The sequence below is a fragment of the Neopusillimonas aromaticivorans genome, assembly GCF_030344915.1.
Taxonomy (GTDB): domain Bacteria; phylum Pseudomonadota; class Gammaproteobacteria; order Burkholderiales; family Burkholderiaceae_B; genus Neopusillimonas; species Neopusillimonas aromaticivorans.
Map to the genome: position 1 here is coordinate 3,175,999 of NZ_CP128233.1, position 17,835 is coordinate 3,193,833.

Sequence of the window (17,835 nt, forward strand, 5' to 3'; positions counted from 1 at the left end):
CCTTGCAAATGCAGAGAGATAAAAAAGATATTGTGCCACTAAACGTCGGGGATTAAAAACTGGTGCCGATCTGGAACTGGAAGGCCTGGAGTTCATCACCGCGTTTTTCGTTAAGCGCCTTGCCCCACGAAATTTCAAGCGGCCCCATAGGAGATTCCCACGACAGGCCAACACCTGCCGAATAACGCCAGCCGCAAGGGTCTTCAACCGCGTTCCGGACACCGTTGGCACACACGTCGCCACCGGTTGTAGACACCTGACCCGCATCGGCGAATACGAACCAGCGCAGGGTGCGATCACGGGATGCACCGGGGAACGGCAGATACAACTGGACGTTGGCGATCATGCGACGCGAACCACCCAGGTAATCGCCGGTGCGGGTATCACGCGGGCCCAGCGACGCGCCTTCGTAGCCACGCACGGAACCGAGACCACCGGCATACATATTCTTGATGACCGGGAACGGTTTGTCGTTGTAAGTGCGAGCCCAGTCAACCTTGCCGTTCAGGGCCAGAGTGAAGCTGCGGCCAAGCGGCATGTAATACTGCTGCTGCGCGCTGAGCATGTAGTAACGCAAGTCTCCGGCAGAAATATCGGCCGCAAGGCGCGTCAGACTGCCTCGTTTTGGCGCAATGGCACTGTCGCGGGTATCTTTGGCCCAGCCGATATTGAAAATAGCCGCATTAGTGCTTTCGCCATAAGCCTGGCGGAACTGATCGTAAGCCAGCGGGGGATCGTAAAGTTCGAGCTTGTTGTGTTCAACCGATACACCCGAGAAAATACGATCGTATTCAGAGATTGGCACGCCGAAATTAAGCCCGCCACCATAGGCGGTAATGCGGTAATCACCGCTACCGGCATCGTACGGTGTGGTACGACGGTAGTACAAGGAGGTGGTTTTACTGATCCCTTCGTTGGTCCAGTAGGGGTCGGTGTGCGCCAACACCAGGGTGCGGTTGGTTTTACTGGTATTGATCTGTGCCGACAGGCTGTTGCCGCTACCGAAAATGTTGTCCTGGCTGATACCCGCCGACAAAATGACCTTGTCGGTAGAGCCATAACCCACACCCAGGTTGATCATGCCTGTGGGCTTTTCTTTAACGTCAACATTCACGTCAACCTGGTCGGGGGTGCCGGGTACCGGCTCGGTTTCCACATTCAGGTCACTGAAGTAGCCCAGGCGGTCGATACGGTCACGTGATTCTTTGATGCTGTTGGCATCGTACCAGGCCGCTTCTTGCTGGCGCATTTCACGACGTACCACGACATCACGCGTGCGGGTGTTACCCCCGATCTGGATACGACGCACATATACGCGGCGGCCCGGATCCACATAAAGGTCAGGTCAGCCTCTTTGGCTTCGCGATCAAGCTGGGGGTTCGGGTTGACGTTGGCAAACGCATAGCCCAAGCTACCCAGATAATCGGTAATACCCTTGACGCTGGCATTGGTTGTCGCCGCCGAGAAGGTTTCCCCTTCCTTGACGGTAACCAGACCGCGAATTTCATTTTCAAGCGTCAGCAGATCACCTGCCATGCGCACACTACGCACTTTGTAGGGTTCGCCTTCGTTCAGGGTAATGGTAATGAAGATGCTCTGGCGGTCGGGGAAATGGTGACCTGCGGTGGCTCCATGGAGAACTCGAGATAGCCACGGTCAAGATAAAACGACCGGATCGCTTCGAGATCGCCTTCGAGCTTTTCACGCGAGTACTTGTTGGTACCGGTGTACCAGGTCATGATACCGCCCGTGGTCAAGGTCATTTCGTCGCGCAACGTACCCGCAGAAAAGGCCTTGTTACCCACGAAGTTGATTTCGCTGATGGTGGCGACATCACCTTCGAAGATATCAAATGTGACACCCACCCGGTTGCGTGGCAATGGGGTAATGACTGGTGTGATCTCTACACCGTATTTGCCTTGGGAAAGGTATTCTTGCTTGAGCTGGAATTCAGCCTGTTCAAGCATGCTTTGATCAAACACACGCCCTGGGGCAAAACCGACGGCCGCGAGCGCCTTGTTCAGACCGGCGGCATCAAAAGAGCGCATGCCATTGTGCGTGATTGAGGCGATGGTTGGGCGTTCTTTAACCGCCACCACGATGACATCGTTCTGGGTATCGATGGCAACGTCGCTGAAAAAACCCGTACCGTACAGACGCTGGATCGCCTCGGCCGCCTGTTCTTCAGTGAATTTCTGGCCGACCTTCACCGGCAGGTAACTGAAGATCGTGCCCACATCGACACGCTGGACGCCTTCGACGCGAATATCTTTAACTACAAACGGGGAAAACGCATGGGCCAGGCCCGGGGTCAGGAACGCTGTGAGCACAAGCGGCATGACACGGCGGGCTAAAGAAAATTTACGGCGAAACGGCATCCTGGGGGTCCTTAGACGATCAGATGGTGGACGATTGTACGGTACAACACATTAACTGAGAAGACGAACGAAATCATTGAAAAACGCAATACCCATAAGACCAGCCAGCAGAGCGAGGCCAACCCGCTGCCCCTGTTCGAGCCAGGCATCGGGAACCGGTTTGCCACGGATGATTTCAGCGACGTAATACATCAGGTGCCCACCATCGAGCATGGGGATGGGCAATAAATTCAAAACGCCGATACTAACACTGATCAGGGCCAAAAAGCCGATATAAGCAGCCAAACCCACACGCGCACTTTGCCCGGCGTAATCAGCAATGGTGACCGGGCCACTGATATTGCGTACCGAGACATCGCCCGTTACCATGCGCCCCATCATTTTCAATGAAAACCAGGCGGTGTCAAGGGTTCGGACCACGCCCCGCCACAAGCTGTCTATGGGCCCATAACTGACGGATACCATCGGAAAATCGGCGCCAAGCATAACACCGATACGCCCGACGGCAACACCATCAGGGCCAGGCTCGGACCGTGGCTGCACGAACAATGACAACTCGGCACCCTGACGGGCAACAACCAAGGGCAAGGTCTGTCCGGCATGCGCCTGGATGGTCTGGACAAAACTGTTCGGATCAGGGTCTGTAACGGTTCCAACCCGCAGGATCAGATCACCCTCACGCAGTCCGGCCGCCTCGCCGGCACCACCGGCAACCACTTGCCCAACCTTGACAGCCGGAGCAACCAATGACAATCCGCCCTGCGCGAGCGGATCACGGGTTTCGTCGGACATGTCGGCGCGGGGAAACGTAATAACGCGGGTTCGATCAATACCCTGGCGGGTTTGTACCTGAAGCTCAACCTGACCGCCACTGGCGACCCGGTCAAGCAACGCCCAGCGTGCCTCACCCCAAGACTGCACGGGAGCACCGTCGACAGCAAGGATACGATCACCAGCCTGAACTCCGGCGAGTGCGGCCGGAGTTCCGGCAGCCGGGGCAGCAAGCAATGCCGCAGGCTCTTGCGTGCCAACCATATTCAGACCAGCATAAAGCAGTGCGGCAAGCAACAGGTTGGCGACTGGACCGGCGGCCACGATGGCAAAGCGTTGACCTACAGGTTTACAGTTGAACGACTCGGACCGTTGAGCATCCGAAGCGTGCTCTGGCGGGTCATCTTGCATCTTGACGTACCCACCCAGCGGAATCGCGGACAAGGCCCACTCGGTACCCTGTTTATCGGTACGGCGCAGCAAGACACGACCAAATCCGACGGAAAACCGCAGAACACGCACACCACAGCGACGCGCTACCCAATAATGACCCAGCTCATGAAACGTGATGAGCAAGCCCAGGGCAACTGCAAACGCAATCAGGGTAAAAAACATAGAACTCCAGAATACAAAACGCCAGTGTATCTGCCCGGGCAAACAGCCGGGTGCTGACGTTATTTTAGCGCTCAGGCAGCCAACTGACGGCAGAATGCCTCGGCTTTTATGCGTGCCTCCTGATCAAGCGCCAGAATATCCTCCAGTGAAGCGGGCAAGCAGGCGTGCTCGGCAGACAACGCGTTCAGACAGGCCTCAATGGTGGCCGGAATCGCATTGAAGGCGATACGGCCATCCAGGAAGCGGGCAACAGCCACCTCATTGGCCGCGTTAAGCGTGATACAGGCCCCTTGCCCAGCTCTGAGCGCCCCGAACGACAAATGCAGACAGGGAAACCGCCCCATATCAGGTGCTTCAAAATCAAGCCTCCCGCCGCAGCCAGATCCAGCAGGCCGACGCCACTATTGATGCGATCAGGAAAACCCAGCCCGTAGGCAATGGGCGTACGCATATCTGGCTGACCCAGCTGGGCCAGCACCGAACCATCCTCGTATTCAACCAGGGAATGGACCACACTTTGGGGGTGAATCAGCACTTCGATACGATCGGCGGGCATAGCAAAAAGCCAATGCGCCTCAATGACTTCAAGACCCTTGTTCAGCATGGTTGCGGAGTCGACTGAAATCTTGCGCCCCATGCTCCAGTTGGGATGTGCGCATGCTTGTTCGGGGGTGACCAGCGCCAGTTGCTCAATTGGCGTAGTCCTGAACGGGCCACCCGATGCCGTCAGCAGCAAACGGCGCACACCTCGCGCAGGTTGCGTTGGCGCTGCCGCCCGGTCACCGTGGGGCAAACACTGAAAAATGGCATTGTGTTCACTGTCGATGGGCAGCAGCTCGGCATGATTGTCACGCACCGCCTGCATAAAAAGATTGCCGGCAGCCACCAGCGCTTCCTTGTTGGCCAGCAGTACACGCTTGCCCGCGCGAGCAGCCGCCATAGCCGAGGGTAGTCCGGCGGCACCGACGATGGCCGCCATGACGGTAGTCACCCCGGCATCAGCCGCCGTATCGGCCAAGGCACTGGGCACCCACCCTGATTTCCGGCATGGCCCCCGGACCACCACCCCAGACTTCGGCAAACTGGCGCGCACTGGCCGCATCGGGGACGATAACCACACGGGCACCATGACGCGCGGCTTGTGCCGCCAGCTTCTGGATACGGCTATGGGCACTGAGGGCGTACACCGAAAACACGTCAGGATGCCGCGCAATAACGTCCAGCGTACTTTCGCCAATAGATCCGGTTGAACCAAGAATACATACCGACTGCATGAATCAGATTCCTGTAAGGAGGTAGGCAAGCGGCGCGACGGGCAGCAGCGCATCGACGCGATCAAACACGCCACCATGCCCGGGCAAAAGGCCACTGGAGTCTTTGCGTCCGGCGCGACGCTTGAGCAACGACTCGAACAGGTCACCCACAATCGAAACGGCACCCAATGCGGCAGCAAAAACCACGACCAGCCACCATGACCACTGAGCCAGCAAGACATCACCGAAAGAACCTGTCCAGCGAGCGCTGAGCACAACCCACACAACGGCGCCCGTCACACCGCCAACAGCCCCTTCCCAGGTCTTTCCGGGGCTGACCCGAGGCGCCAGCTTGTGACGCCCCAACGCTTTTCCGGAAAAATAGGCGGTGATATCGGCGACCCAGATGAGGGCCAACAACGATACAAGAAACCACGGGCCGCGGTGCACCAGCAGCAACACCAGCGACAGCCACGCCGCGACAACGGCAAAGACCGAAACCAGGCTGAACGTGACGCTGGCCGCAGGCTGATCAGCCCTTCCTCGTACCACCGCAATAACAGCTCCGGTAAGCCAGAACAGGGAAACAACAGCCAATAACGGCAAGCTACCTGCGCCTGCCATATGAACCAGCAACGCTTTCCCGGATGCCGTAAACAGCACCCCGCAGGTCAGCGCGAAGAATACCAAGGCAACAGCAATGGCAAGCCCGGACCACTGTGCCACCATGGTCAACCTCAACCATTCCCACAGCGCCAGAGCAGACATGACCGACAACAAAAGAAGCAGTGGCCAGGCCTGGGAGACAGCACCGCTGCAAATACAACCGTCAACAATGCAATGGCGGTTACAACACGTTGACGCAGCATACGATGTGTCCCGGGTTAATTTGATTTTTCAAGCTGTTCACTGGTCCGGCCAAACCGTCGCTCACGCGACGCGTACCACGTGAAGGCCGCCTCAAGCGATGCGGCATCAAAATCGGGCCAGAATGTGGGTGTGAAATACATTTCAGTGTAGGCCAACTGCCAGATCAGGAAGTTGGACACACGCTGCTCGCCACCTGTGCGAATGAACAGATCGGGCTCTGGAGCCCAAGCCATACTCAGGCGATCCGAAAGCATGCTTTCGGTGATGGCATCGGGGTTCTGGGCCAGATCAGGCCGATCACGCAGCAAGTGGCGTGTGGCCTGAAGGATGTCCCATCGACCACCGTAGTTGGCCGCAATGGTCAGGTGCAAACGATCATTGGCACAGGTTCGTTGCTCGGCCGCCTTGATCAAGCCCTGAAGCTTTGGCTCGAAGGCTGACAAATCGCCCACAACACGCAACCTGACGCCTTGTTCGTCCAGCTTTCCAACCTCTTTTTCAAGCGTCTGGACAAACAGTCGCATGAGCAGGGACACTTCTTCCTGAGGTCGCCGCCAGTTTTCCGAACTGAACGCAAAAAGGGTCAGGTATTTGACCCCTTTGCGCCCGCACCCTTCCAGGACACGACGTACCGCCTGAACACCACGAACATGCCCCGCCGTGCGGGGCAAGAAACGCCGGGTTGCCCAACGCCCATTCCCGTCCATGATGATGACCACATGACGTGGGACATCGGTTGATTCAGGAATGACTTGCGTTGAGCTGACAGACATAAACACCCGAAAAGCGACGTATTCGATACAACGACGGGTTAAACCGTCATGATCTCGGCTTCTTTTTGCTGAACCATCTTGTCGATTTCAGCAACGAACTTGTCAGTCAGTTTCTGGACTTCGTCTTGCATACGACGCTCGTCATCTTCAGAAATTTCCTTGTCCTTGACCATCTTTTTAGCCGTTTCGTTGGCATCCCGACGCAAATTGCGGATAGCAACTTTGGCGTCTTCCCTTCGGAACGAACGACTTTGGTCAAATCGCGGCGACGCTCTTCAGTAAGGGCCGGCATGGGAACACGGATGTTGTCGCCCATGGACACAGGATTCAAACCAAGGTCGGAGTCACGAATGGCTTTTTCAATAGGACCAACCATGTTTTTTTCGTAGGGTTGGACACTTAAAGTGCGCGCATCGACAACCGACACGTTGGCTACCTGGCCAACCGGAACGGGCGAACCGTAGTACTCGACGTTGACATGATCAAGAATGCCACCATGTGCCCGACCTGTGCGAATTTTGGACAGGTTGGTCTTGAGCGCATCAACACTTTTGTTCATGCGATCCTGGGTAGACTTTTTAACTTCTGAAAGACTCATTTCTATTCCTTGTTCAGACGTGAACCAGCGTGCCTTCATCTTCACCCTGCACTACGCGCGACAGCGCACCGGGCTTGTTGATGGAAAACACTTTGATTGGCAGTTTCTGGTCGCGACACAGCGCGAATGCAGTCGCGTCCATGACTTCGAGTCGACGCACGATGGCTTCATCGAAGCTGATACGGTTATAGCGTGTGGCGTCAGGATCTTTGTTAGGGTCAGCACTGTAAATGCCATCGACCTTGGTGGCCTTGAGCACAATTTCGGCACCAATTTCTGCACCACGCAACGCCGCAGCGGTATCTGTAGTGAAAAACGGGTTCCCGGTACCGGCAGCGAAAATCACAACCTTGCCCTCTTCAAGGTAACGCAAGGCTTTCGGACGGATGTACGGCTCAACGACCTGATCAATGTTCAGCGCGGACTGTACACGCGCATCGATACCTTTATTCTTGAGCGCATCTTGCAAAGCCAGTGCATTCATGACGGTGGCCATCATACCCATATAGTCGGCCGTTGCACGATCCATGCCCTGGGCTCCGGGGGCAACGCCCCGGAAAATATTGCCGCCGCCAATGACGATGGCCAACTCAACCCCCAGCTTTGCCACTTCAGAAATGTCTTCTGTCATGCGCAAAATGGTACTGCGGTTGATACCGAACGCATCTTCACCCATCAGCGCTTCGCCGGACAGCTTGAGAAGAACACGTTTGTATGATCTGGTGGTCATATGAATTTCCTGAGTGAACGGCCCGAAAGGTGGCGCGATGCGTGACAATGCCCAAGCACTTTTGTGCCCGGGCATTATGACATTTCTTGCAGTGCGTGCCCAAGCGGACACACATGCGGAAAGAAAATTTTAGTTGCCGGCAGCAGCGGCAGCGACCTCTGCAGCGAAATCTTCAGATTTCTTCTCGATGCCTTCACCAACGACATACAACGCAAAACGGGCGATGGATGCATTCTTTTCTTTCAGCATCTGCTCGACTGATTGCTTGTCATTCTTGACAAAAGGCTGCGACAGCAGTGTGACTTCTTTCAGGAACTTGACTACCGAGCCTTCGACCATTTTTGTAACAATGTCGGCAGGCTTGCCGGATTCCTGTGCTTTCTGTTCGGCAACCGAACGCTCGGCAGCGATGTCTTCAGCAGCCACACCGGAGGCATCAAGTGCTTTGGGTTTGGTTGCAGCAATGTGCATGGCCAAATCTTTACCCACTTCTTCAGCACCGGCAAAATCCACCAGAACGCCAATACGGCCACCGTGAACATAGCTGGCCAACTGATTGGCTGTTTCATAGCGCTGGAAGCGGCGGATGGACATGTTTTCACCGATCTTGCCGATCAGGCCCGCACGCACGGTTTCAACAGTACCGTCACGGAATGCCAGCTCGGATAACGCGGCGACATCAGCAGGGTTCTTTACGGCAACCAGCTCGGCCATATCGTTGACGAACGCGATGAAGTCGTCGTTTTTGGCCACGAAGTCTGTTTCGCAGTTCACTTCGACGACAGCACCGGTTTTGCCATCGGCGGCAATGTACAACCCAATCAGGCCTTCTGCGGTGACACGCGTAGCAGCCTTGCTGGCCTTGTTACCCAGTTTGATACGCAGAATTTCTTCAGCACGCGCCATGTCGCCATCGGCTTCGGCCAGTGCTTTTTGCATTCCATCATGGGTGCGTCGGTTTTCTCGCGCAGTTCTTTAACCATGGATGCTGTAATTTGTGCCACAATTTTCTCCAGTTCAGTAAAACACGCCCCGGGTTTACCGGGGCATGCGTCAGTTAAGGCGGGGCCGTTACACGACGGCCGGGCGCAACTTACTCGGCGCGGTCTTCCTCGACCTCGACGAACTCTTCCTGACCTTCAGCAACTTCTTCAACCAGACCGTTCAGGCGCTGTTCACGGCCTTCAAGGACGGCGTCAGCCATGCCACGAGCGTACAGAGCAATTGCCTTGGCCGAGTCATCGTTACCAGGAATGATGTAATCAATGCCATCAGGCGAGTGGTTGGTATCGACCACAGCTACAACGGGAATACCCAGTGTGCGGGCTTCAGCAATTGCGATTTTGTGGTAGCCAACGTCGATGACAAACAATGCGTCAGGCAATGTGTTCATGTCTTTGATGCCACCGATGCCTTTGTTGAGCTTTTCAAGTTCGCGTTCGAACATGAGCGCTTCTTTCTTGCTCATTTTTTCGGTAGCGCCCTCGGCCTTCTGGGCTTCCATGTCTTTCAGACGCTTGACCGAAGTCTTGACGGTCTTGAAGTTGGTCATCATGCCACCGAGCCAACGGCTGTCGACGTAAGGCATGCCGCAACGAGCAGCTTCTTGCGCGACCAGTTCGCGAGCAGCACGCTTTGTGCCTACAAACAGCACAGTACCGCCGCGCGCTGCTGTCTGACGCAGAAATTTGGCCGCATCGACGTACTGTTCGACGGTTTTTTCGAGGTTGATGATGTGGATTTTGTTACGATGACCAAAGATGAACGGCGCCATCTTGGGGTTCCAGTAACGGGTTTGGTGGCCAAAGTGCACACCGGCTTCAAGCATTTCACGCATCAAGGACATTTTAAGACTCCGAGGGTTTGGTCTTGTACGCCGCCTGTATTCCGGGTTGACCCCTTGAACACCCTTGTGTGGTGGCGCACGCGATTAAAAAATTCTTCCAGAAAGCCTGGACCCAACCGGGCCCCAACCATAAGCAATCAATGATTAACCAATGACTAACCAATCACTAACATTACGAACGCGATACGCACTGCATACCTTGCACGCACTGCAGCAAATTCTGGAAAGCCTATAATTCTACTATCTTTTTACCCATAGGCTCAAGTTGCATATGACTACACCACTTGTCACCAACCCTGCAGACCTGGACAAGATGCGCGCAGCCTGCCAGGCCGCAGCGATGGCGCTCGATCATCTGGCGCCCCACGTCCAGGCCGGCATCACCACCGGCGAGCTGGACCGCCTTTGCACGGAGTACATCACCAATGAACTCAAGGTTACTTCAGCGACGGTCGGTTATGCCCCGCCCGGGTACCCCCTTCCCCGGCGCCATTTGTGCTTCGGTAAATCACGTCATCTGCCACGGCATTCCGGGCGACAAAGTATTGAAGAATGGTGACATCATCAATATTGACGTCACTGTCATCAAGGACGGCTGGTTTGGTGATACCAGTCGCATGTTCTTTGTCGGCGAGCCATCCATTCTGGCAAGACGTCTGGTGGAAACCACCTACGACTGCATGTGGCTGGGTATTGAACAGATCCGCCCCGGAAAGACTCTGGGCGACGTGGGGGCTGCCATTCAGAAACACGCCGAAAAAGCCGGTTTTTCCGTGGTGCGCGAGTACTGTGGGCACGGCGTCGGTCAAAAATTCCATCAAGATCCACAGGTTCTGCATTACGGCAAAGCGGGCACAGGCATCACGCTTGAACCCGGCATGATTTTTACCGTAGAACCCATGATCAATGCCGGCCGCCGCGAAATTCGCCAACTGGCCGATGGCTGGACCGTCGTCACCCGCGATCACAGCCTGTCTGCACAATGGGAACACAGCGTGCTGGTTACTGACTCAGGATATGAAATCCTGACGGTCTCACCTGGCATGCCGGCACCTCCGGCATTCGTGACGGCATGATGACAAAATGCCACACTGCCTTCATTTGAACCGCTTATGACCCGATATTAAGCGGTTAAGCTGATCGACCAACCGTTTAATTGACCCGAAATTGTACCGTTAAGCCCTATACTGGCTGTACGCATCGAGATTTGTCTCGAAAATGCACCGATATAGCAGGTCAATTTTGAAGAGGTCACCATGTTCAGTCGCTTGAAAATCAGGACTCAGCTGATGCTGGGTTTTTCATTTCTGATGGTTCTGATGATTGTGCTTGCCGTTTTCGGCATTGCCCGAGTTCATCAGGTTGAAGGTTTGCTGGGCACCATCAACGATGTCAATGCAGCAAAAATGCGGCAAGCCATCAATTTTCGTGGCAGCGTGCATGATCGCGCCATTTCTGTCCGCGATCTCGTTCTGGCCGAATCGCCGGCACAGATTGATCGAAACATCCAGGACATCCGGACGCTGGCCCAAAGTTACGAGCGGGCGGCCAGCAGCCTGAATCAGGTCTTCAGCGCCGACGAAAACCTTACAGATCAAGAACGCGATTATCTTGCCAATATCCAGCGCATTGAACGGGAAACGCTGCCGTTGATCGAGCAGGCCATTACCCTGGCTCGTGCAGGTCGTACAGCGGACACTTCTACATTGATCAACAAACAGCTTGCGCCGGCATTTGTTGCCTGGCTGGCAGCAATCAACCAGATGATCGACGGTCTGGAAGCGGTCAACCAGACACTGGGAGACAAGGTTCGTGGCATTACGGCCAACTTCATGATGGTCAAGACACTGCTGACCGCCTTGACCATCTTGCTGGGCACCATAGTGGCATTTGTCCTCACCCGGTCGCTGTTGCGACAACTGGGCGGTGAGCTGTCTTATGCGGTCGACATTGCGCGCCGCATCGCCGCAGGCGACCTGTCAACAGCCATTCAGACAACGCGCGATGACACATCAAGCCTGGTGGCTACCATGAAAGCCATGCGTGACAGTCTGGCAAATATCGTTCGCCAGGTGAACGAGGGCACGCATGCCATTGAACTGGCATCATCACAAATTGCCGACGGCAACCGTGACCTGGCCAGCCGTACGGAATCGCAGGCCGAGTCGCTCCAATCGACGGCAGTCACCATGATCGAACTTACAGATACGGTCAAACGCAATGCCGACAGCGCTGCCCTGGCCAATACCCAGGCCCTGACAGCGTCGGCTGTTGCCATCAAAGGCGGCGAAGCGGTTGAAAAAGTGGTTCAGACCATGGGCGGCATCAACGAGTCCTCACGCAAGATTTCGGAAATCATCAGCGTCATCGACGGCATCGCATTCCAGACCAACATTCTGGCCCTGAATGCGGCGGTAGAGGCGGCGCGTGCCGGTGAACACGGCAAAGGATTTGCGGTCGTTGCTTCAGAGGTCCGTACACTGGCCCAACGATCGGCATCTGCAGCAAAAGAAATTTCCGCACTGATCAGCAACTCGGTACACAAAGTAGATGAAGGAGGTCGACTGGTCGCCGATGCCGGCCAGACCATGCAGGAGATCGTCGACAGTGTGCGGCGCGTCACCGACATCATGCAGGAAATTGCCCAAGCCAGCCAGGAACAAACCTCAGGTATCGAACAGATCAATCGCGTCATATCCCAGATGGACAGCACGACCCAGCAAAATGCCGAGCTGGTTGAAGAGTCTGCCGCCGCCGCTGCCGCGATGTATGACCAGGCGGTCACACTCAGCCGCACGGTTGCCCGCTTCAGGCTGGCCGATGACGGGTCCAATGATCTGGATGCCGATGCCCGCTGGGTGGACACCGATAACAGATCATCCGCCCAGAACCGGCTTCCTTCAGGACACCATCCTGCCCGTCTCGCAACATCACGGGCTGCAAACTAGCCAGGGTGGTTTGTCAGTAGCGGCCAAGTCATCGAAAATAGCGGTTTGACCCAAACTACAGGTCTGCCGCTTCATGACCCCTTCCACACTGCAACACCTCCGGGATACATACAAAGCTCGTCGCAACGATGTCATCGAGAGCTACCGCAAGCATGTGCGACCAGAAAAACTTCTGGGCGGACTGCGACGCGTCACCGACCAGACCCTGCGCGACATCCTGAAAGTCACACCGTTGCCGAAAGGGGCCTGCCTGGCAGCGGTCGGCGGTTATGGGCGCGGTGAGCTGTTCCCATGGTCAGATATCGACGTTCTGATACTGCTGGCGCGAGAACCCGATCAAAACGACCAAGGCTTGCTTGAAGCCTTGGTCACTGCACTATGGGACCTGGGGTTTGATGTCGGTCACAGTGTGCGCACCCTTGAAGATTGCCGCCGGGAAGCCGCCAATGACATCACGGTGGAAACCGCCCTGATGGAGGTGCGGTGGCTGGCCGGCGACAAACCACTGCTGGCGGCCCTTCAGACCGCCATGGCCGAACAGCGCGACCCCAGGCTTTTTTCAGGCCAAGCGGGCCGAAATGCAACAGCGCCATGCCCGCCACCAGGATACCCCCTACGCACTGGAGCCCAATTGCAAGGAAGCCCCGGGCGGATTGCGCGACCTGATGGTTATTTTATGGATTGCCCAGGCCAGCGGCATCGGCCAGACCTGGCGCGAAATTGGTCAAACCGACCTGCTGACGCCCGCCGAATACCGGGCCCTTCGCAGGGCCGAACTGGCCTTCAAGCGACTGCGCATCGAACTGCATCTGCTCGCTGGTCGCCGTGAAGACCGCCTGCTTTTCGATCTGCAACCGGCACTGGCAAAAATTTACGGATTCGAGGCCACCAAAACCCGTCGCGCCAGCGAACTGCTGATGCAACGATATTACTGGGCGGCTCGCGTGGTCAATCAGCTCAATACGATACTGATGCAGACCTTTGAAGAGCGCCTGTTCCCGCCACCGGCCAACTCGGACAGCATCATCGACGACGACTTTTGCATCCGTCACAACCGCCTGGATATCAGACGTCCAGATGCGCTTGAACGTAACCCGACCTTGCTGCTGCGTGCCTTTCTGGTGATGCAAGAGCGTCCGGAACTGACTGGGCTGTCCGCCCAGGTTATGCGTGCCATGTGGCACGCCCGTCGCCAGATTGACACGCAGTTCCGGCGCAATCCCGTAAACCGTTACCTGTTCCTTCAGATTTTCCAGCAGCCACGCGGCATCGTTCACGCCCTGCGTCGCATGACCTTGCTGAATATCTTGCCGCGCTACCTGCCCGAGTTTCGCAAGATTGTCGGGCAAATGCAGCACGACCTGTTCCACGCCTATACCGTAGACCAGCACACGCTGCGCGTGATTCGCAACCTTCGCCGTTTCACCATGCCCGAACACGCGCAGGAATTTCCTCTGGCCAGCCAGTTGGTGGCCGATATGGACCGCCACTGGCTGCTTTATATTGCAGCCTTGTATCACGACATCGCCAAAGGTCGTGGGGGTGACCATTCCGAACTGGGTGCCAAAGACGCCCTGCGTTTCTGCAAACAGCACAATATTTCAGCCGAAGATACCGACCTGGTGGTGTTTCTGGTGCGCGAACATCTCAGCATGTCGTCATTTGCCCAGAAACGTGACCTGACCGATCCGCATACCATTCACGAATTTTCTGCCCGTATCAAGACCGAACGGCGGCTGGCCGCCCTTTACTTGCTGACCGTCGCCGACATCCGGGGCACCAGCCCCAAAGTCTGGAACTCCTGGAAGGGCAAGTTGCTGGAAGACCTGTATCACCTGACTCACGAGGCTCTGGGCGGCAACCCTCCGGATACCGGCACCGTTCTGGCACGCCGCAAAGATGAAGCCGCTGCGGAAATCCGTTTGCTCGGCTTGCGGGATGAAACCCGTGAAGCGTTCTGGAAGGAACTGGATGTCGCGTACTTCCTGCGCCATGACGCTTCCGAAATTGCCTGGCATACCCGCCACTTGTATCACCGGGTTGAGGCCCCTGAACCGGTCGTGAAGGCACGCGTCATCGGTCAAAACCAGGGCCTGCAAGTCATGGTCTACATAAAAGACCGCCCTGACCTCTTTGTTGCCATTTGCGGCTATTTTGACCAGCACACCCTCAGCATCCAGGACGCCCGTATCCATACAACGCGCCATGGCTGGGCACTCGACAGTTTCATTGTGCTATTGCCCAACCAGGATACCGATTACCGGTCATGGGCCACCCTCATTGAGCACGAATTGGCCACTGCGCTTGCACTGGGTCACCCGTTGCCGCCTGAACGACCGGCCAGCCAGGTACGAAGCCGGATTTCACGACGCTCGAGAGTCTTTCCCATCGTCCCGAACATTTCACTGCAACCCGACGAGAATTCGCGCTCGTGGCGCCTGGCGCTGACCGCCTCTGATCGCCCGGGGCTGCTCTACAGCCTGGCCCGTGTACTCGCCCGTAGCGGCATTGATTTGAAAATGGCCAAGATTCTGACCCTGGGAGACCGTGTTGAAGACGTTTTCATGATTGAGGGTGACGTGCTGGAAAACCCTCGTACCCAGCTACAATTCGAACGCAATCTGCTGGGGCAGCTCAGCGACGCATTTGGCCCCTGACAACTGCACTGCCTTTTGAATCCAGGCGCCCAATGTCATTGAGTCGCCGAATATCTTCAACGCATTCCTTTAAGCCGCACCTTCAACTCATGCCTTCTAACCGCACCCTTCTTCGTCTGATTGCTCTGGCCAGCCTGGGCGCTGTCGCCATCGCGCTCGTCTCACAGCACGTTTTTGACATGCGTCCCTGCGCCTGGTGCGTCTTTCAACGGTTGATCTTCCTGGTCATCGCTGCCGTTGCCGCGCTGGCCAGCCTGGGGCAGCCATACGGGCTGCTGCAACGTGCGGGTTCGGTAGCCTCGCTGCTGTTGAGCCTGGGCGGGATCCTTTCGGCCTGGTATCAATACAGCGTCGCTGCGCAGATGTTTTCATGTGACCGCACCTTTGCCGACCGATTCATGGTCGAAAGCGGACTGGATGCCACTGTGCCCTGGTTATTCGGTATCTATGCCACCTGCATGGACGCCAGGGTCAATTTGCTGGGGGTTGAGTATGCCCTTTGGGGCCTGGGCCTGTTCGCTGTGCTGGCTTTGGTCAGTGCTGCGATCATGCTTCGTCGCCGCTAGCTTGTTGTTTAAAAACACCACCTGTGCGGCTGTGTCCCTGTATTAACCGCCTAAATCACGACCAAACGTTGTTAATTCAACACAAATGTGAACAAAGAAGGGTTTACCCTTATCGTCGTCACATTCCTGTCTTTTTACACTCAGTCCAACGATCAAGAAACGTAGCGCTACCCAGCCAATACGTCGAATCGGCAAATGCAGCACAGGGGTTTCCACTTTTTGTTTTTGCACGGTTGTCACCCGTATCCCGGGTCCGACACAAAAGATTCTTGATGCGTCGGTTTTACAGTACGTAGTAAAGTGACACAGTTAGTTGCATTACTAAAACAGTGCCGCCATACGGCATACATTTTCATCAACGTTGGAGAACTAACCAATGAAGTTAAAAGCACTCGCAGCGGGCCTGGCCCTCTCATTCCCCATGCTGGCATCTGCCCAAGGCACCAGCGTGACTTTGTACGGTACGATCGATACCGCCATCAACTACGTCAACAACATCAGCAGCATTGGTGTTGATCCTGTTACCGGTCGCGCTTCGATTGTTAACAACAGCTACACTGGTTTCAACACACAAACAAACTCCTGGCCTTCCATGTGGGGTCTGCGTGGTTCCGAGAAAATCAGCGACAACCTCGAAGCCATTTTCAATCTGGAATCCGGCTTTAACCCCAACGTTGGTACATCCAACCAGGGTGGCCGTCTGTTCGGTCGCGCTGCCTGGGTTGGCCTGAAAGGCGACTGGGGTCAAGTAACCATTGGCCGTCAGTACAGCATGCTGTTCTACTCGATGATGCGTTCCGACATCATGGGCCCCAACGCTCATGGTCTGGGTGGCCTCGACGGTTACATTCCCGATCGTCGTCATGACAACGCTGTCGCTTACCGTGGCACATTCTCTGGCGTAACAGTCGGTGCTCACTACGCCAAAGGCCGTGACACTAACGGTTGTGGCGTTAACTTCAACCAGGAAAATGCTTGCTCGTCCTACAGCGCCATGCTGGGTTACGATGCTGCCAACTGGGGTGTTAACGTTGCCTGGGACGTCCTGAAAGGCGGTGACGGTACTAACTGGCGTGGTTCGGGCCTGACCAACACACAAGACGAAGACCGTCGTCTGGCATTCAACGCATGGGCCAAGTTTGACGCCCTGTCGCTGGGTCTGGTTTACATCAACCGCAAAACTGACGGTCGCGTCGGTACATCGTTCGGCGTTTCGAACGGCGTTGCCCGTACATACGACCTGGGCGATCGCTCCGACCTCTGGTCATTGGGCGCTGCTTACGCACTGACACCTGCTGTCACCATCGACGGTTCGGTCAACTACATCAGGTTCAAAGACGCACCTGAAAGCTCGAAATCGATGCTGTACGTTGCACGTGTTAAATACGCTCTGTCCAAGCGCACTTCGGTTTACGCTTCGGCTGCTTACGTTAACAACAGCGGCGTTGCCAACAGCACAGCCAACAGCGGTTCCGGTGGCACAGCCCAGGACTACGTTGTTGCTGGCGGTGTAAACCAGACAGCTGTTATGGCTGGCCTGCGCCACAACTTCTAATCATTATGCATGACCCCCGGTCGGGCAATTGCCTGGCCGGTATCAGCAGTTGATTAGTGTGTGTGACACACGCAGTAAATCAAGCAGTATTGCAGTACCGTAGATTTGAGTTTAAGCCGGGTAACGCCAATTGCGTTTACCCGGTTTTTTTATACCAATGGCCTGTCATCGGATGACCGTATCAAAGTTAACAGCACACTAACCGGTCATAAATAAGGCCATGCGTTCCAGACTTTCTTGGAACCACACGGCCTTCTGAAGCCACTAGCTTTTGT

At 55.8% G+C, this 17,835-nt stretch carries 8 protein-coding genes and 7 pseudogenes; 5 read left to right on the top strand and 10 right to left on the bottom strand.

Translation table 11 applies throughout. The annotated features are described in order from the left end of the window. Nucleotides 1-52 precede the first annotated feature (52 nt). The 9 genes and pseudogenes from bamA to rpsB all read right to left on the bottom strand — a co-directional run bounded on the left by bamA (nt 53) and on the right by rpsB (nt 9,834). Nucleotides 53-2,378 (bottom strand): annotated as a pseudogene (gene bamA / locus N7E01_RS17660) (outer membrane protein assembly factor BamA). Nucleotides 2,379-2,429: 51 nt separating this feature from the next. After that, entirely contained in the window at nt 2,430-3,764 is a 1,335-nt protein-coding gene (rseP, locus tag N7E01_RS17665) for an RIP metalloprotease RseP (RefSeq protein WP_289173821.1), read from the bottom strand. Nucleotides 3,765-3,835: 71 nt separating this feature from the next. Then, nucleotides 3,836-5,038, bottom strand: a pseudogene (locus tag N7E01_RS17670) (1-deoxy-D-xylulose-5-phosphate reductoisomerase). 3 nt (nt 5,039-5,041) lie between these two features. Further along, nucleotides 5,042-5,886, bottom strand: a pseudogene (locus N7E01_RS17675) (phosphatidate cytidylyltransferase). Nucleotides 5,887-5,901: 15 nt separating this feature from the next. Next, nucleotides 5,902-6,660 carry a polyprenyl diphosphate synthase gene (gene uppS / locus N7E01_RS17680; protein WP_289173822.1) on the bottom strand — a complete coding sequence of 253 codons (759 nt, stop codon included), beginning with the start codon at nt 6,658-6,660 and terminating at the stop codon, nt 5,902-5,904. Between the two features lie 38 nt (nt 6,661-6,698). After that, nucleotides 6,699-7,258 (bottom strand): annotated as a pseudogene (gene frr / locus N7E01_RS17685) (ribosome recycling factor). A gap of 13 nt (nt 7,259-7,271) precedes the next feature. Then, nucleotides 7,272-7,988 carry a UMP kinase gene (pyrH, locus tag N7E01_RS17690; protein WP_289173823.1) on the bottom strand — a complete coding sequence of 239 codons (717 nt, stop codon included), beginning with the start codon at nt 7,986-7,988 and terminating at the stop codon, nt 7,272-7,274. A gap of 129 nt (nt 7,989-8,117) precedes the next feature. Beyond that, nucleotides 8,118-8,992, bottom strand: a pseudogene (tsf, locus tag N7E01_RS17695) (translation elongation factor Ts). Nucleotides 8,993-9,081: 89 nt separating this feature from the next. After that, nucleotides 9,082-9,834 (bottom strand): 30S ribosomal protein S2, encoded by a 753-nt coding sequence (gene rpsB, locus N7E01_RS17700; RefSeq protein ID WP_289173825.1) that lies wholly within the window; start codon nt 9,832-9,834, stop codon nt 9,082-9,084. A gap of 271 nt (nt 9,835-10,105) precedes the next feature. On the opposite strand from rpsB, the pseudogene map reads away from it, so the two are divergent. From map to N7E01_RS17720, 4 genes and pseudogenes are all read left to right on the top strand, one after another. Further along, nucleotides 10,106-10,910: pseudogene (gene map / locus N7E01_RS17705) on the top strand (type I methionyl aminopeptidase). 180 nt (nt 10,911-11,090) lie between these two features. Then, a complete protein-coding gene (locus tag N7E01_RS17710) occupies nt 11,091-12,782 on the top strand; it encodes a methyl-accepting chemotaxis protein (protein WP_289173826.1) in 1,692 nt (563 codons plus the stop codon). Between the two features lie 73 nt (nt 12,783-12,855). Further along, nucleotides 12,856-15,439: pseudogene (locus tag N7E01_RS17715) on the top strand ([protein-PII] uridylyltransferase). An 89-nt stretch (nt 15,440-15,528) separates the two neighbouring features. After that, nucleotides 15,529-16,005, top strand: coding sequence for a disulfide bond formation protein B (locus tag N7E01_RS17720; RefSeq protein WP_289173827.1), 477 nt, complete (start codon nt 15,529-15,531; stop codon nt 16,003-16,005). A 42-nt stretch (nt 16,006-16,047) separates the two neighbouring features. Here N7E01_RS17720 and N7E01_RS17725 read toward each other — a convergent pair whose 3' ends face one another. Continuing rightward, nucleotides 16,048-16,236: a hypothetical protein gene (locus N7E01_RS17725; protein ID WP_289173828.1), complete on the bottom strand. Its 189-nt coding sequence runs from the start codon at nt 16,234-16,236 to the stop codon at nt 16,048-16,050. A gap of 145 nt (nt 16,237-16,381) precedes the next feature. Between N7E01_RS17725 and N7E01_RS17730 the strand changes: the two genes are divergently transcribed. Next, nucleotides 16,382-17,560 (top strand): porin, encoded by a 1,179-nt coding sequence (locus tag N7E01_RS17730; RefSeq protein ID WP_289173830.1) that lies wholly within the window; start codon nt 16,382-16,384, stop codon nt 17,558-17,560. Nucleotides 17,561-17,835 lie beyond the last annotated feature (275 nt).

Bases quoted from the DNA above. Each gene is read 5' to 3' on its own strand.
- rseP (WP_289173821.1), bottom strand. From the start codon at position 3,764: ATGTTTTTTACCCTGATTGCGTTTGCAGTTGCCCTGGGCTTGCTCATC.
- uppS (WP_289173822.1), bottom strand. From the start codon at position 6,660: ATGTCTGTCAGCTCAACGCAAGTCATTCCTGAATCAACCGATGTCCCA.
- pyrH (WP_289173823.1), bottom strand. From the start codon at position 7,988: ATGACCACCAGATCATACAAACGTGTTCTTCTCAAGCTGTCCGGCGAA.
- rpsB (WP_289173825.1), bottom strand. From the start codon at position 9,834: ATGTCCTTGATGCGTGAAATGCTTGAAGCCGGTGTGCACTTTGGCCAC.
- N7E01_RS17710 (WP_289173826.1), top strand. From the start codon at position 11,091: ATGTTCAGTCGCTTGAAAATCAGGACTCAGCTGATGCTGGGTTTTTCA.
- N7E01_RS17720 (WP_289173827.1), top strand. From the start codon at position 15,529: ATGCCTTCTAACCGCACCCTTCTTCGTCTGATTGCTCTGGCCAGCCTG.
- N7E01_RS17730 (WP_289173830.1), top strand. From the start codon at position 16,382: ATGAAGTTAAAAGCACTCGCAGCGGGCCTGGCCCTCTCATTCCCCATG.